This window comes from Pseudomonas sp. FG13 (assembly GCF_057809755.1).
In genome coordinates this window covers 46066-61467 of sequence record NZ_JBMDKO010000023.1, presented here as the reverse complement: position 1 = coordinate 61467, position 15402 = coordinate 46066, and the positions used below count along the sequence as shown (strand labels likewise).

Sequence of the window (15402 nt, the reverse complement as noted above, 5' to 3'; positions counted from 1 at the left end):
AAGGCGCTAAAACCTTCCCGCCACGTCCGTCGTCATAAGCATCTGCTGGAAGCGCTCCAGAAAGACCGACTCGGCGCGGGTCATCTTTTGTTCGCGATTCCAGAGCAAATAGACGTTCACATCGCTGACGCCCTCCCAGGGCGGCAGGCGCCAGATTTCATCGGCTTGCACATCAGCGGCGACAATGTGTTCGGGCAGGCAGCCAATGCCATATCCGGCAGCGACCAAACGCAAGATTTCATCCAGGCTGGGCGAGGACGCAACAATGCGCCCGGTGAAACCTTGCTGATCCCTGAACACTGTGAGCGGCGATAAATTGCCGCCGATTTGGTCACTGGTGAAACTCACGAAATTTTCGCCTTGCAGGTCTGACAAGGTCAGGTTCTTGCGACCAAACAGCCGATGGCGCTTCCCACAGAAAAACGCATATCGCTGTTCCAGCATCACCCGCTGTTCGAGGCGGGGCTGTGGTGTTCGGCACAGGCTCAAACCGAAAGACGCGGTCTTTTGAAGCAGCGCGCTGATCACATCCGAGCTGCGCAGCACATCAACTTCCAGTTCCACTTGAGGAAACTCATTGTGGAATTGCGCCAGGAATTCATCGTAGGTGCGAGACTGGATACGGCTGATGGTCAGCAGCCTGATTTTACCCGTGACCAACTCGGCAGGCGCATCCAGCGCCGGGCCTAAACGGGAGATCGTGCCGTAAATCTCCGCAGCGATCTGCATGACTTCCTCGCCGGCCTTGGACAGCGTAATGCGAGGCCCGCGACGCACTACCAGCTCACTGGCAAGTTGCTCCTCCAGTCTTTTGAGCGCCTGACTGATTGCCGGTTGACTCAAGTGCAGACGGGCAGCGGCCCGGCTGATGCTGCCCTCCTGGCCGATAACCAGGAAGGTGCGCAACAGGTTCCAGTCCAGGCGATCATTGAGAAAACGCTTTGCTTCGGGGTCCCGCTGAAGACCAGACGATGAGAGAGTCATTATTGCTCAGGCTTATACTCAAGTATTTAGATTAGAAGCTTTTCCTAGCATAGGGCTTGGCGCACCATCCAGCAATGCACCGTGAGAGTGCGATTTTCATGCTCAAGCATGACCTATCTCCTGCCTATAACAATGATTCCCGGGAGCCTCAGATGACCAGCAAAACCTCCACGCCACGGCGTGCCGCAGCCGCCGCATTTATCGGCACCACCATCGAATTCTATGACTACTACATCTATGCCTTCGCTGCGGCATTGGTGTTAGGGCAACTGTTCTTTCCCAGTGAAAACCCGATGCTCAGCACCATGGCTGCGTTCGGCAGCTTCGCTGTAGGCTTCATCGCCCGGCCGTTCGCCGGGATGGTATTCGGCCATCTGGGGGACCGCCTGGGCCGCAAGAAAATGCTGCTGGTGACCATCGTGCTGATGGGCGTTGCGACGACCGGTATAGGCTTGCTGCCCACTTACGCCCAGGTAGGCATCTGGGCGCCCGTCGGCCTGGTGTTGCTACGGCTTCTGCAAGGTATTTCAGTCGGCGGCGAGTGGGGCGGCGCGGTACTCATGGCCAGCGAGCATGCGCCCAAGGGACGCAAAGTGTTTTTTGCTTCGTTCGCCCAATGGGGCAGCCCTGCTGGCCTGTTGCTGGCGCTGATTGCATTTCGCTTGATCAGTGAAATGGAACAGGAAGCCCTGATGAGTTGGGGCTGGCGCATTCCATTTCTGATGAGCGGCGTGCTGATGATAGTCGGTCTGGCGATTCGCTTCGGTGTGCCTGAATCGCCAGAGTTCGCCGAGGTCAAGGAGAGCGCCCAGACCTCTGACAGCCCGGTAATGGAAGTGCTGCGCACTGGCTGGAAGAACATTCTGTTCGCTGCACTGGCCGTCACCATCGGTTCGGGCGGTTTCTTCTTCACCAACACCTTCATGATCACCTACGTCACCCAGTATCAGGGCATCGCCAAAACCACGATCCTGGATTGCCTGTTTGTTGTCACCATCCTGCAGTTCCTTTCGCAACCCTGTTCGGCACTGCTGGCCGAGCGGCTGGGTGAAGGACGGTTCCTCAGGTGGGTGGCGTCGCTGTGTATCGTGGTGCCGTATCCGATGTTTTTGTTGGTACAGACCGGCAACCTCTTCTACATGACGACCGGCATTGCCCTGGCTGTGATCCTGCTGGCGGCGCTGTATGCAGTGATTGCCGGCTACATGGCTGAAGCGTTCCCGGCGCGGGTGCGGTATTCGGGTATTTCCATAGCCTATCAACTCGGGAGTGGCTTGACCGGAGGCCTGACACCGATGATAGGCACCTTCATCGCCGCTCAGTTCACGGGGCAATGGGTGCCTTTGGCGCTGTTCTTCAGCGTATTGGCCCTGATGTCGCTGACTGGGGTGTTGGGGCTGGCGCATCTGCGCAGCGTCAACACCAACCCGGTCAGCCTGTCCACCAGCCAAGGAGTTGCATGATGAGCAAACCCCTCGCGATGTCAGAGATCGAATGGCAATCGCGCTGCGAGTTGGCAGCGCTGTATCGCGTGATCGCTTACTACCGTATGACCGACCTGATCGACACTCACATCACCCTGCGTGTACCGGGGGCGGAGCGTTATTTTCTGATCAACCGTTACGGCGTGGCGTTCGAAAAAATGCGTGCCAGCGATCTGGTGTTGATCGATCTGGAAGGCAACTTGGTCGAAAGCAGCTACAACGGTGGCAAGGTCAACGCCGCCGGATTCGTCATCCACTCTGCCATCCATGAAGCGCGCCCGGACCTGCACTGCATCATCCACACCCACACCGCGAGCGGTATGGCAGTGGCGGCCCAGCGCGACGGCCTGCTGCCGCTGACCCAGCACGCCTTGAAGTTCTACGGCAACTTGGCTTATCACACGTACGAAGGCATCGCGTTATCGTTGGAGGAACGCGAGCGGCTGATCGCCGATCTGGGCTCGCACAAAGCGATGATCCTGCGTAACCACGGCCTGCTCGCGGCCGGTGGCAGCGTGGCGGCGGCGTTCCACGAGATCTACTTCCTGGAGCGCGCCTGCCAGGCGCAGATCCAGGCGATGTCCGCCGGGGTGGCGCTGAACGTCCCGGACGAAGCCGTATGCCTCCACACCGCTGCGCAGTTCGGTCGTGACGGGATCGACGGGATCATTGATCTGGCCTGGCAGGCCGCGCTCAGTCTGATCGACGAGCAGCGCGCCGATTGGTGCAGTTGACCATGGCCAGTCTCGTGTTGTTGTGCCAGAACCCGGCGTTGACCGACTGGCTGGCCGGACTGTTCGCCAGCCATGCGCCGCACTTGCAGGTGCTGCGCCCTGAAGACCCAGTCGCACAGCAGGCCCAGATCGCGGTGTGCTGGTTCCCGCCAGCGGGCAGCCTCGGTGCCTTACCGAACTTGCGCCTGGTGTATTCGATTGGCTCGGGTGTCGATCATTTGGCCCAGGACCCTTCGCGTGACCCCGCGCTGCCGGTATGTCGGGTCGTCGACCCCGATCACACCCAGGGTATGAGCGAGTACGTGCACTGGGGGGTGCTGCACTTTCACCGCGGCTTCGACCAGGTCATAACCGGCAACGCCACGCAACGCTGGCAACGTCCGCTGCAGCGCCGTGCGCAAGGCTTCAAGGTCGGGGTGATGGGCCTCGGAGCGATCGGGGCACCGGTGGCCACGCGGCTGGCCGAGGCCGGCTACGACGTGCGCGGTTGGGCTCGCACGCCTCGGGTAATCGACGGTGTGAACACCTTCAGCGGAGTGTCCGCGCTGCAGGAGTTTCTTGCGGAGCTGGATGTGCTCGTCAACTTGCTGCCGCTGACCACCGCCACACAAGGTGTACTGGGCTGCGAGGTGTTCCAGTACATGGCGCGAGGCAGCGCCTTGATCAATTGCGGACGTGGCCAGCACCTCAATCAGTTGGACCTGCAACAGGCCCTGGCCAGCGGGCAACTGCGTGGCGCCTTGCTTGATGTGTTTGAACAGGAACCGCTGCCTGCGGATTCGCCGCTATGGCACACCCCTGGGGTATGGGTGACACCGCACATGGCGTCTGCCGCCTCGGATCAATGCATCGCCCAGCAGGTCGCCGACAACGTCTCGCGGCTGACGGCGGGACTGGCATTGAAGAATCTGGTCGATCCCATACAGGGTTATTGAGCGGACAGAGAACTAATCACTGCGTTGCGTGCTGCGTTGTCGGCGCGAGGCGTGTGCATTCTGAATTGTCTTGGCATGAGGTCATCCATGAAAACATTTTTCCATCCGGCACAGCGTCTGCACCATCCACGCTCCTACCTGTCGCGTGGGCAAATGCGCGAGCCGCTAGAGATCCCCGCGCGTATCGACCCGCTGCTGACGGTGGTCAAGAAGCTCGGCTACCCGCTGCTGGAACCTGCCGACTCCGGTCTGGCGCCACTGGCCGCGGTGCACAGCCCGGCATATCTGGAATACCTGAGCAGCGCTTACCAGCAATGGCACGAGGTGCCTGAGGACTGGGGCGATGAGGTGATGTCGAACATTTTTATTCGCGAGGGCAATCCGCTGCGCGGAATCCTGGGCAAGACCGCCCGCTACCTGGCCGACGGCAGTTGCCCGATTGGCCAATACACCTGGCAGGCCGCTTACTGGTCAGCGCAAAGTGCGGTAGCCGCCGCCCAGGCGATTATCGAAGGCGACGACGCCGCATACGCACTGTGCCGTCCACCGGGACACCATGCCCGTGCCGAAGGCGCTGGCGGCTTCTGTTTTCTGAATAATGCGGCGATTGCTGCCCAGGTGTTGCGAGGCAACTTCGCCAAAGTCGCGGTGCTGGATACTGACATGCACCACGGTCAGGGCATCCAGGAGATTTTCTACGACCGCGATGACGTGCTCTACGTGTCGATCCATGGCGACCCCACCAACTTTTACCCGGTAGTGGCCGGCTTCGACGACGAAACCGGCGCTGGCCGAGGTAAGGGTTTCAACTTGAACCTGCCGATGGCCCACGGCTCCAGCGAGGCGGATTTCTTCGCTTGCATGGACCAGGCAGAGGCTGCCTTACGCGCCTTCGCCCCGGACGTACTGGTGCTGTCGCTAGGCTTTGATATCTACGAAAACGACCCGCAGTCCAAGGTCGCCGTTAGCGATGAAGGTTTCCGGATGCTGGGGCAGCGAATCAAGGCGCTGGGCCTGCCGTGCGTAGTGGTGCAGGAAGGCGGTTACGACATCGCCACTCTCGATGAAAACGCCGCGCGGTTCTTCGACGGCCTGACCGCTTCGCGCTGATAGTCATTCGCCCGGGCTGATTGACCCGCACGGTTTCCAGCTCGGGAACAACGAGGGTTACCGCAACCCTGAATGCCGGGCGTTTTGTCTCCAGTAGTGATCGGGCGCAACCCTATCATTTAGCTTGCCCCCATTTTTGCCCCAACGCGCCCTGGGCTTGGGTAGAAGGCAAGCCTTCACCCAGAGTACGGTTCTGAACGGCTCTCAATAATTATCCCTGCCTGTTGGCGCTATGATAGATAAATCCATTAAGTTGTATTCAAAGCTAGAAATTGGGCGATAAGGCACAGGATTAGGGAATTAAGTTGCTTGATAGGAGCTGAACGTTAATTCTATAATTTTGTGGATTAACCGGCAAAGAATGGGCTAGGTACACGCTATGTTGGATTTAAGCTTCAGCAAGCCGGGTGAGGTCGTCAAGCGCCTCTGCGATCGCTTGCGCACAGAGCGTTTGGCGCGGGACATGACACAAGCCGACTTGGCCGGACGTGCCGGCATCGGCACAAACACAGTCTCCAACCTTGAAGCCGGGCGCAATGTCGGATTCGAGAACGTCGTTCGGGTGGCAATGGCTCTTGGCCGAACCAAGGAACTTGAAGGCCTGTTCCTGCCAAAGCTGGACAGCATTGAAGATATTCGGCGTTACGAAAACAGCGCCAATCGTCTTCGTACAAAGAGGAAGCCCGGAAATGCTTGAGCAGGTGAACGTCTTCTACGAGGGCTGGGGCGAGAGATGGCAATGGGGCACGCTGGTCTCCACGACTGCCCTGACCGGGCGCCCGCTGATCGTGTTCGAGTACAGCAATGAAGCCAGGCAAAGGGGCTTGGAACTGTCCTCCTACACGCTCCCGTTGGAGGGGGCTCAATTGCGCCGAGATTTTCCAGATCACCAACTGTACTTGCCAGGGCCTGTTTACGACTCCTTGCCGGACGGGTGGGGTATGTTGCTGATGGACCGTATGTTCAGGCGCCGCGGGCTCACCACGGCGCGTATCGGCTCACTGGAACGGCTGGCCTACATCGGTTGCAATGCAATGGGGGCCATGACGTTTGAACCCGTGGCACCAGAAGGGCAGACGTCTGAAGTCCATATCCCGCTGGAGCAGCTTGCCGCCGAAGTGCAGGAAGTACTCCATGGAGACGGTGGCGAGTTCCTGCAGACGTTGCTGCTGGTGGGCGGCTCGCCTCAAGGTGCGAGGCCTAAGGCCCTCGTCTATCGCGATCCCGAAACTGGCCGTTTTACCACTGCCGTGACGGCGGGTTTTGAAGCATGGCTGGTCAAGTTCCCGGCCAAAGAAGAGCATGCAGAGGTGTGCGCTGTCGAAATGGTCTACGCCGAATGCATGCGCATGTGCGGTATCGAGACCCCTGACACGCAGTACTTCAGTCTGCCTGATGGGTTGGCGGCGTTTGCCAGCAAGCGATTTGACCGTCGCGATGGTCTGCGCGTACCCATGCAAAGCCTCGCGGCCTTCACGGGGGCAAATTACCGGTCTCCAGGGGTGTTGGACTACGTCAACTTCTTGCGGGCAACACAGATGTGTACCAACGATGTGCGAGAGATGGCGGTGGCCTTCGAACGTGCGGTCTTCAATGTAGCGTTCAACAACAGAGACGATCATCCCAAGAACTTTGCCTACATCATGTCGCAAGACGGTCAATGGAGATTGTCGCCGGCTTACGACGTGACCTTCTGCGAGGGGCCAAGTGGATATCACCAGATGGATGTGATGGGGGAAGCCCTGTCGATTTCTCGCACGCAAATGCTTCGGCTTGCCGAGGAAGCCGAGGTGCCACCGGACGTTGCCGGCAGAATGATTGACGGCATTTGCGATGTGGCGAGCCGGTTTGCAAGCATCGCCGAAAACCTCTACCCACAGGTTATTACTCAAGACACCTTGCGCACGATCCAAGGCCGCATCGATCAGAACGTAGCTCGGTTACACCGTGGCCATGCGGGCAGCGGTTGCCATTGAAGATCGGGAGGAGCGGGCGCTCGCGCCGGGTGTGTGGGCTGCTGTTCTGCGAACGAATATGCCAAAGGCTTGAGGCACAAGGCTGGATAACCAGCGTCTTGGTGTCCGTTGTCACGGGACAGGCCCATTCTAAGGGGCTTGTTTGTACCTATCCCTGGGTCCTTTCATGATTGGACGGAGAACCTGAACAGGTGCTTTACGCGGGATCGGGCATGCCCAACGATTTCTCCAGCCACTGCGTGACTACCTTGAAAGCCGCATCGGAATTGCGTTCATAGATCAATCCGTGGCCGTTGCCGTGAATACCCAGTGCCGGTAGATCCAGGTGGTGAATGTTGGCACCGGCATTTCGCAGGAAAGGGACGATGCTGGATGCGTAAGAAGCAAACGCTGATGTCTCGCCGGTCACCAGCGCTACCGGAGTGCTCTGCAATCCGGGAATTTTCAGGGTTGATGGTTCTGCTGTGCGGACTTGCTCTGCCGTCTTGCGAGGCGGATCAAAGGTCAAAGGGGCGGCGGTCAGTCCCCATTCGAGGCTGCCTATACCCGGCGTGTGGCCAAAGACCGGACCCATAGGCTCCACCGCCACAATCCCTGCGATCAGGTCGGATCGACGATCGGCGACCAACCAGCCACTGGGCCCGGAAGCAGAATGCGTAACGATGATGGCCTTACCGATTCTGTCGAGCAATTCGGCCAGTCGATCCGCGTCTAGAGCCTGCGAAGCTGCGAGGTCAGCCGGCATAGGACCATAGGCTGCAATGAAGGCGTCAAATGCTGCTTCGTCATCCGGCTCAAACGGCCACTGCGTTTCTCCGCCTCCCTCTGGAAAGTAGACTTCGCGGGCGCGCTCATAGGAAAATGCGGGCCCCATCGGCCCCATGATGTCGGGATGATAGGGCGATCGCCCGTGACCCGGTCGGTCGACGCGGAAGACTACAAAGCCCGCTTCGAGGAACCGCTGCGCCCAACCCGGGCGACCGTCGGGGGTATCCAGCCACTCGGTGCCCTGAAGCGTGCCACCGTGTACCAGCACCACGGGATAGGTTTGAGTGATGTGCTCGGGGGCTTCCCAGGCTACGTACATTGATCCCTTCTGGAAGCTTTTACCGTTCTGGGTAATGCGGGTTCCGGTCACCCAGAAGTTGCCACGCCGCGAGCGTTTTACCGGTGCGGTTCGCCAGGGTTGCGCGGCATGATCGGTTGACCTGCTAGCGGTCTGCATAGCGAAAGCCGACCAGTCCTTGTCGCCGTCCCCCCGGGCCACCGCCGAGGTCATTTTCGATCGCACAGCTTGCGCAGCAGCTAGTTCCAGGTCCTTGAGACGGCCCGCATCAATAGCCAGATTGATATCCTTGAGACCAAGAGACAGTTTGAAACCCGGTTCAAAACTGCGGTTGACGATGTTTTGCCCATAGCGTTGGTAACTAGGGCAGGCGAACAGGGTCTGGGTCATGAGGTTGATGAAAATCGAGGGGCTGAGTCCGTGGCGCTGAACGAGTTCGCTTGCTTCGCCCAGCGACTGGATGGCTTGCGTGATCATCATGTTGCCAGCGATTTTCGCGATACACGCGTGCTCAGGCTGATCGCCCAGGTACCAGGTCTTTTTCCCGAGCAGGTCAAACAGCGGTTGAGCCGTCAAGACAGCCGCCTGCGATCCGGCCGCCAGGATATTCAATTCGCCGTTGGCCGCCACGGCGGGCACACCGAAAACCGGTGCCGCGATCAACGCCATGCCGATCGCATCATGCACGTCCTGCAACTCCAACATGAGCGAAGGCGACAAGGTCGACATCACGACGTGCACGCAGGCCCTGTCCGCATTTTCCAGAGCTGCGCTGGACAGCAGCACTTCCCTGACGGCGGTGTCATCGGCCAGCAGGCTGATGACGACCTCTTGCTTGAATGCCAAGGCCGGCGATTCGAGAACGCTGATGCCTTCAAGTTCCATGATCGAAGCGTGACTGCGGTTCCATGCCGAGACGTGATGGCCAGCCCGGACGAGCCGTGGAATGATCGCTCTGCCCATGCTTCCCACACCGATAAAACCAATGTTCATTTACAGTCCCCGGTTGGTATTCGACGAAGGTGAATGCAGACAAGTATGTCGGGCGCGGGATTGCTACGGCACTGCCATTGCTGCACTCTCACTGTTCATTTTTGTACGGGGGCAGGGCATGGACTGGAGTGATGTGCGGGTCTTTCTCGCGATTGCCCGCAGCGGGTCATTGGGCGCTGCCGCCAAGCTGCTGGGTGTTAGCCATCCGACCGTGGGGCGGCGCTTGCAGGTGCTTGAGCAGTCCAGTGGCCAGCCCATTTTCCTGCGCACCACGCAGGGGCTGGTACTCACCGACAGCGGCGAGAAACTGCTCAGCCTGGCGCAGGAAATGGAGCAAAGTGCGTTGGCCATCGAAAGGCGACTGGCGGGCGACAGCGCACAGCCAGAAGGTGTGCTGCGCATTTCTTGCGCTGACTGGTTTGCCTGCTATGTGCTGGCCCCCGTCCTGAGTGAACTGGGGCGACGTTACCCTCTGATAGTGCCTGAGGTTATCGCTGGGCATCGATTGTTTGACCTGGCTCGTCGCGACGCCGATATCGCGTTTCGAATCGTCCCTTTCACCGAACCCGATATTGTCCACCGCAAGCTGATCTCCCTGAGCTACGGGTTATACACGGCCGTCGGAACTGCTGACCCCGAGCCACAGGGCGAAGGGGTTGGTTTGATCACCATGAGTGTTGCCCAGTCTCATTATCCCGATGTGCAGTGGCTGCAGCAGCGTTACCCTCTGGCGCGTACCGTGTTCACCAGTAGCAGCCGCACAGTCCAGGCGCAAATGTGCGCGCAGGGGCAGGGCGTTGCCGTATTGCCCCGCGCCCTGGGCGACCAATTGACGGCGCTGAGGCTGATTGATTCGCACGAGCCGCCACCGGGCCGCGACATATGGATGGGCTACCACCAGGACATGCGCCAGATGGACAGCCTTCGTGCGCTTGCCGATCTTGCCGCCATCATGATCGGCAATCAGGCAGACGGTTGACTCACTCTGCTGGGCGCATGGCCGCCGTTTGCAGCTCTGCAGCAGGTTGGCGCGCCAGGGTCAGGCTTAGTCCCGCGCCTACCGCCAGGCATGCTGCGATGCAGAGGATGGAGACGGTGAAGGCGTGGGTGATGGCAGACGCGTTCGTATCCGTGCCCAGAAGGGTGTAAAAAATGCCGCCTATTATTGCCACGCTCAGTGACGTGCTGATTTGCAGGGTGGAGCTGGTAACGCCCGCAATCATGCCGGAATACATCGGTGCCACACGTCCTGTGATCATGCGCATGAGTGTCGGGAGTGCCAGCCCCTGTCCAAAGCCGATCAGAAAGAGGACGACGGCAAGGGGCCGCGCAGCGGGGCTGACGGACATCGGCGTGTGCGCCACGAGCCAGGCCAGGAGAATGAATCCCAACACTTCAAGCCCCATGCCGAGCGGATTGACGTATGCCCCCAGAAAACGCCTGAACTGAGGGGTGGAAAGCGGTCCCAGCAAAAATCCAGCGCCGAAAGGAAGGAAGATGAGGCCTGCATTGAGTGGGCTCGTGTGCAGCGCTCCCTGTAAATAAATGGAAAACAGCAGGAAGAACACGCCGATCGCGTAAAAGGTCAGCGCGACGAGCAAAGCCCGGCCCAGCCCGGGCGCGCGCAGTGCGGCAGGATCAAGCAACGGTACGCCTTGCGCTTGATGCAAACGGGCTTCGTAGCGCCAGAACAGCCAGGCCAGCAGCGGCACCGCTGCAAGCGACAGCCAGGCCCACAAAGGCCAGCCCGCTTCGCGCCCTTCGATCAGTGGAATGATCAGAGCCGCAAGCGTCACCATGGACAGTAGCGTTCCGCCCAGATCCAGCTTGCTGGCCTGTTGCGCGCGTGTTTCCTTGACCACAGGAATGGCGATCAGGATGACCAGCAGCGCAATCGGTAAATTCACCAGAAATATCGCCCGCCAGCCCAAATCCATCAGGTTGAGCGATATCAATATTCCGCCAAGTGCCTGGCCGACTACCGATGCCAGACCAAAGACCGCGCCATACAGGCTCAGTGCCAAGGGCTTTTCGGAGTCGGGAAATATCGCCTGCACCGATGCGAGTGCCTGAGGCGCCATGATGGCTGCCGTCACGCCTTGCAGCGAGCGTCCGGCGATCAACACCCAGGGGGACTCGGCGACACCGCAGATCAGTGAGGCAATGGCAAAGCCAATCAGGCCAACGAAGAACATTCTCATGCGGCCAAAGATGTCTCCCAGTCGTCCGCCGGTAATCAGCGTCACGGCATAAAGCGCCGCATACGAGGAGATGATCAACTGTTCTGCGGAGGAAGCCGTGCCCAGCGATTGCTGAATTGAAGGCAGCGCTACATTGACGATGAAAAAATCCAGCGGCGGTAAAAATGCACCGACTAGCAAGATGGCAAACATCAACCAGCGCCGCGGTTCCGGGAGGGCGATTTCTTTCTGAGGCATAAGGTCTCCTTCCTGGAACCCTTCGGTTCCAGAATATTCTCGATTGCGGGTCATGCTCTGAATCAGCTGACTCCAATCTAAACGATCAAACCGTCCCTTACGCCTCACATAAATGAACGTCCAATGTTCATTTATGGCAGTGCCGCCCAGCCCCTGACTCCTCGCAAAATGGCAGCACTGTGGCTCCAATCGAGCCACATAACCGAGATTGAGGAGTCAGATATGTCAGGTAAATTCGCTGATCAGGTTGCCGTCGTCACCGGGGCGTCCAGCGGGATCGGGTTTGCAATTGCGCAGGGTTTGATTGCCGAGGGCGCCAAGCGCGTTTACCTCACCGGGCGCTCGGCAGCTACGCTGGAGGCGGCGGTGGCCAAGCTTGGCGATAGGGCGGTCGCGGTCATTTCCGATGTCGCCCGCCAGGCTGATCTAGACAAGCTCAAGGCGACGATTGAGGCGCGCAACGATCAACTGGACTCAGTGTTTGCCAACGCAGGTATTTGCGAAAAGAACCCGCTGGGCGAGACCACCGAGGCCGCCTATTTCAACATGTTCGACATTAACGTGAAGGGGGTCTTTTTTACCGTGCAGACATTGATGCCGTTGTTGAGAAATGGCGCTTCGATCGTGCTGACGGCCTCGATCTGTTCCAGCAATGGCATGGAAGGACTGAGCCTCTACAACGCATCCAAGGCTGCAGTGCGGTCCTTCGCCAGGACTTGGGCGAACGAACTCAAGGGGCGCAAAATTCGAGCGAATGTTCTGAGCCCTGGCTTCACCCGCACGCCTCTGATGGATAACGGCTTGAAGATGAGCGAAAGCGACATTGCCGCGCTGCGCCAACACGTCGAGCAGATCACTCCGCTGGGGTATATGGCCCAACCTGAAGAAATCGCCTCGTCAGCGCTGTTCCTTGCGTCTGCCGATGCGAAATATGTGAACGGTGTGGAGCTGATGGTCGATGGCGGCCTGTCGCAGATCTGAATACTTGTTGAACCGTAGCGCAGCCCTGACAAGGGCTGCCTTTGTCGCTTTTGCAAAGCCTCGGCAGGAAACCTCATCATGAACATTGAAGAACTGACTCTCCGACTGGACGCACTGGAAAGCCGCGTCGCTCTGGAGTCGCTGATCAGCGCTTACGCCAATGCCTTCGACCGCATCGACGTGTCGCTCCTGAGCGGTATCTGGCATGAAGAATCGACACTGGATCTTCCGGGTTTCGGCCAGGCCGGGAACCGAGAAGAAATCCTCGCGATGGCGCAAAACAGCTGGCGACAGATGCCACACATGCATCACTGGATGGCTAACCCGCTGATTGAAATCGAAGGTGACAGCGCGGCGGGTACGGTAGCTGCGGATTGCCTGTTTCATGACATTGAAAAAGGCCCGGTTCAAGTCAGCGGGCTGTACCACGACAGGTTTGAACGGCGGGATGGAAGATGGGCGTTCTTGTCACGTCGTTTTGAACTGCACTTCCTGACACCGTTGAAAGATTGGGTACCCGTAGCGGGCGATGAAAAGTACGCAGTGAGCCAACATCAGAGCCTGAGTACGCTTTCAAAGCGATGACATGATGTTCAGTAAGAGCCGCGAACGACAAGCGATGCCCGCTGATGTCGTTCAAGCTGCAGGGAATGACAGCGTAAAACGGATAATCCCGGGCTTTGGCTGTTCGACACGCACGTGACCTCCATGCAGTTGCATGATTGCCACGACGATGGCGAGGCCAAGGCCGTAGGAGTCAGAGTTCTGGTGGCGAGACGCATCGCCGCGGTAAAAGCGGTCGAAGAGTTTGCCCAAGGTTTCGTCACTCAGCACAGGCCCCTGGTTCTCCACTTCAATGCGGGCTCCACCGGGAGTTTCCATCACCCGCATCTGGATCTCGGTGCCCTCGTAGGCATAGCGAACGGCGTTTGCCACCAGGTTGCTCAAGGCTCTGCGCAGCAGCAAAGGGTCTGCGAGCACGTTGCCATCGCCTGTTATCTGTACGGTCATTCGCCGCTCTTCAGCCAAGCCCTCAAAATATTCGGCAATGCGCTGTGATTCGTCATGGAGCGATAGTTGCTGGCGCTCCACCACCGCGTGCGACTCATCGGCGCGTGCAAGGAACAGAATGCTTTCGACGATGCGCGAGATCCGTTCGAGCTCTTCAAGGTTCGACGCGATCAGTGCCTGATAGTCGTCCTCGCTGCGGCGCTGGCGTAGTGCGACTTGGCAATGCCCCATGAGCGACCCCACCGGCGTGCGGATTTCATGGGCCAGGTCCGCGGAAAATTGCGTCAATCGCTGATAACCCTGAGCAAGGCGATCGAGCATCGCATTATAGGCGTCACTCAGTTGTTGCAGTTCAACCGGCGTATCGGCGCTGTCCATGCGGCTGTGGAGACGTTCGGGTGTTATGGCTGCCGCATGGGCGGCCATTTTTCGCAACGGGCGCAGCCCTCGACGCAGCACCAGGTAACCCAGCAACGCTGTCGCTAGAAAGGCAAGGGCAACGGCCAGGTAGATACGTTCGCGATACGCCGCGAGCATAGCCATTTCCTTGCCCATGAGGTGCGCTGCCGTCAGTCGGACTTCGCGCCCACCTGACGTGGTGACGACGGTGGCGGCGCGCAGCATTGTTCCCGAATCGGTCACGCCGCTGCGCAGGTCACTGACGCTCAGCTTTGTATCCTGGCCGATCACGGGCAGTTCAGGCAACGTGACGTTGAGTGGATTTACCTGGATGACCGGTTGCTGTCCGGATTCTTCAATGATGAATATGTCGTCTTCGCTGTCGAGCATGTTCTTGAAAATCTGCGGGCTGTCGCGCAGTTTCTCGATGGCGAGTTCGTAGTGCAGCAGCTTACGAAAGTGCTCCAAACGGCCCATGACCGCATGATCGCTGTATATCAATACCGAGGCTTTCATCGTCTGATACAGATAGACGCCCGCACCGGCCACGGCCAGCATCGCTACCATGGAAAACGCCACGGTCGATCGCAGGGTCAGAGAGGGTGGGCGTCGGGACCGCATGGCCTCACCTCGCAGACATAGCCGATACCGCGAATGGTATGGATCAGCTTGATCGGATAGGGCTGGTCGACCTTGTTGCGCAGACGCTTGACCGCTACGTCCACCACGTTGGTATCGCTGTCGAAATTCATGTCCCAGACTTCCGAAGCGATCTGTGTCCTTGACAGCACATCGCCTGCCCGGCGCAGAAACAGATGCAGCAGGGCGAACTCTTTGTTGGTCAGCACGATCACCTGCTGTTGGCGCGTAACGCGGCGCCGCACCAGATCCAGCTCCAAGTCTGCGAGGTGGAAATGGTCGGCTTCGCGCGCTACTCCGCGACGCAAAATGGTGCGGATGCGTAACAGCAGTTCGGTAAACGAAAAAGGTTTGACCAGGTAATCATCGGCGCCCAGTTCCAGGCCGCGAATGCGGTCATGCAATTGGTCGCGCGCGGTGAGGAACAGCACGGGTACGTCTTGTCTGGCGCGCAAGAGCTCAATGATCTGGAACCCGTCGATCCCGGGCAACATGACGTCCAGCACGATCAGGTCGTAGGTGGTATGCAAGGCCATGTGCAGGCCGTCGGCACCATGCTGGGTCCAGTCGACGTTGTAACCGGACTCGCCGAGCCCCTTTTTGAGGTACTCACCTGTTTTGGTGTCATCTTCGATCAGCAGGATATGCATCG

The 15402-nt window shown here is 59.0% G+C and carries 14 protein-coding genes; 9 read left to right on the top strand and 5 right to left on the bottom strand.

Going from position 1 to position 15402, the window contains the following annotated elements; translation table 11 throughout:
- Positions 1 to 6: 6 nt before the first annotated feature.
- Positions 7 to 984 (bottom strand): LysR family transcriptional regulator, encoded by a 978-nt coding sequence (locus tag ACODTO_RS18595; RefSeq protein ID WP_024778534.1) that lies wholly within the window; start codon positions 982 to 984, stop codon positions 7 to 9.
- A 152-nt stretch (positions 985 to 1136) separates the two neighbouring features.
- On the opposite strand from ACODTO_RS18595, the gene ACODTO_RS18590 reads away from it, so the two are divergent.
- From ACODTO_RS18590 to ACODTO_RS18565, 6 genes are all read left to right on the top strand, one after another.
- Positions 1137 to 2447 carry an MFS transporter gene (locus tag ACODTO_RS18590; RefSeq protein ID WP_055136975.1) on the top strand — a complete coding sequence of 437 codons (1311 nt, stop codon included), beginning with the start codon at positions 1137 to 1139 and terminating at the stop codon, positions 2445 to 2447.
- A complete protein-coding gene (locus ACODTO_RS18585) occupies positions 2447 to 3202 on the top strand; it encodes a class II aldolase/adducin family protein (RefSeq protein ID WP_489106859.1) in 756 nt (251 codons plus the stop codon). Before ACODTO_RS18590 ends, ACODTO_RS18585 begins: the two co-directional genes overlap by 1 nt.
- 2 nt (positions 3203 to 3204) lie before the next feature.
- The gene (locus tag ACODTO_RS18580; RefSeq protein WP_489106858.1) at positions 3205 to 4137 is read left to right on the top strand and encodes a 2-hydroxyacid dehydrogenase; all 933 of its coding nucleotides are present in this window, start codon (positions 3205 to 3207) and stop codon (positions 4135 to 4137) included.
- 87 nt (positions 4138 to 4224) lie between these two features.
- Positions 4225 to 5247 (top strand): histone deacetylase family protein, encoded by a 1023-nt coding sequence (locus ACODTO_RS18575; RefSeq protein ID WP_489106857.1) that lies wholly within the window; start codon positions 4225 to 4227, stop codon positions 5245 to 5247.
- Between the two features lie 379 nt (positions 5248 to 5626).
- Positions 5627 to 5944, top strand: a complete 318-nt coding sequence (locus tag ACODTO_RS18570) for a helix-turn-helix domain-containing protein (protein WP_055136979.1) — start codon at positions 5627 to 5629, stop codon at positions 5942 to 5944.
- Positions 5937 to 7223 carry a type II toxin-antitoxin system HipA family toxin gene (locus tag ACODTO_RS18565; protein WP_139645588.1) on the top strand — a complete coding sequence of 429 codons (1287 nt, stop codon included), beginning with the start codon at positions 5937 to 5939 and terminating at the stop codon, positions 7221 to 7223. Before ACODTO_RS18570 ends, ACODTO_RS18565 begins: the two co-directional genes overlap by 8 nt.
- A 196-nt stretch (positions 7224 to 7419) precedes the next feature.
- On the opposite strand, the gene ACODTO_RS18560 is transcribed toward ACODTO_RS18565, so the two are convergent.
- Positions 7420 to 9282, bottom strand: coding sequence for an NAD(P)-binding domain-containing protein (locus ACODTO_RS18560; RefSeq protein WP_489106856.1), 1863 nt, complete (start codon positions 9280 to 9282; stop codon positions 7420 to 7422).
- Positions 9283 to 9400: 118 nt separating this feature from the next.
- Between ACODTO_RS18560 and ACODTO_RS18555 the strand changes: the two genes are divergently transcribed.
- Entirely contained in the window at positions 9401 to 10261 is an 861-nt protein-coding gene (locus ACODTO_RS18555; RefSeq protein WP_489106875.1) for a LysR family transcriptional regulator, read from the top strand.
- A gap of 1 nt (position 10262) precedes the next feature.
- Here ACODTO_RS18555 and ACODTO_RS18550 read toward each other — a convergent pair whose 3' ends face one another.
- Positions 10263 to 11720, bottom strand: coding sequence for an MFS transporter (locus tag ACODTO_RS18550; protein WP_175363375.1), 1458 nt, complete (start codon positions 11718 to 11720; stop codon positions 10263 to 10265).
- Positions 11721 to 11942: 222 nt separating this feature from the next.
- On the opposite strand from ACODTO_RS18550, the gene ACODTO_RS18545 reads away from it, so the two are divergent.
- Both ACODTO_RS18545 and ACODTO_RS18540 read left to right on the top strand, forming a co-directional pair.
- Entirely contained in the window at positions 11943 to 12701 is a 759-nt protein-coding gene (locus ACODTO_RS18545; RefSeq protein WP_489106855.1) for an SDR family oxidoreductase, read from the top strand.
- 78 nt (positions 12702 to 12779) lie between these two features.
- Positions 12780 to 13286 carry a nuclear transport factor 2 family protein gene (locus ACODTO_RS18540; RefSeq protein ID WP_024778524.1) on the top strand — a complete coding sequence of 169 codons (507 nt, stop codon included), beginning with the start codon at positions 12780 to 12782 and terminating at the stop codon, positions 13284 to 13286.
- Between the two features lie 51 nt (positions 13287 to 13337).
- On the opposite strand, the gene ACODTO_RS18535 is transcribed toward ACODTO_RS18540, so the two are convergent.
- Together ACODTO_RS18535 and ACODTO_RS18530 are read right to left on the bottom strand one after the other, a co-directional pair.
- Positions 13338 to 14732 (bottom strand): heavy metal sensor histidine kinase, encoded by a 1395-nt coding sequence (locus ACODTO_RS18535; RefSeq protein ID WP_489106854.1) that lies wholly within the window; start codon positions 14730 to 14732, stop codon positions 13338 to 13340.
- Positions 14705 to 15400 carry a heavy metal response regulator transcription factor gene (locus ACODTO_RS18530; RefSeq protein WP_139645597.1) on the bottom strand — a complete coding sequence of 232 codons (696 nt, stop codon included), beginning with the start codon at positions 15398 to 15400 and terminating at the stop codon, positions 14705 to 14707. The genes ACODTO_RS18535 and ACODTO_RS18530 overlap by 28 nt, the downstream gene beginning before the upstream one ends.
- Between the last annotated feature and the right edge of the window lie 2 nt (positions 15401 to 15402).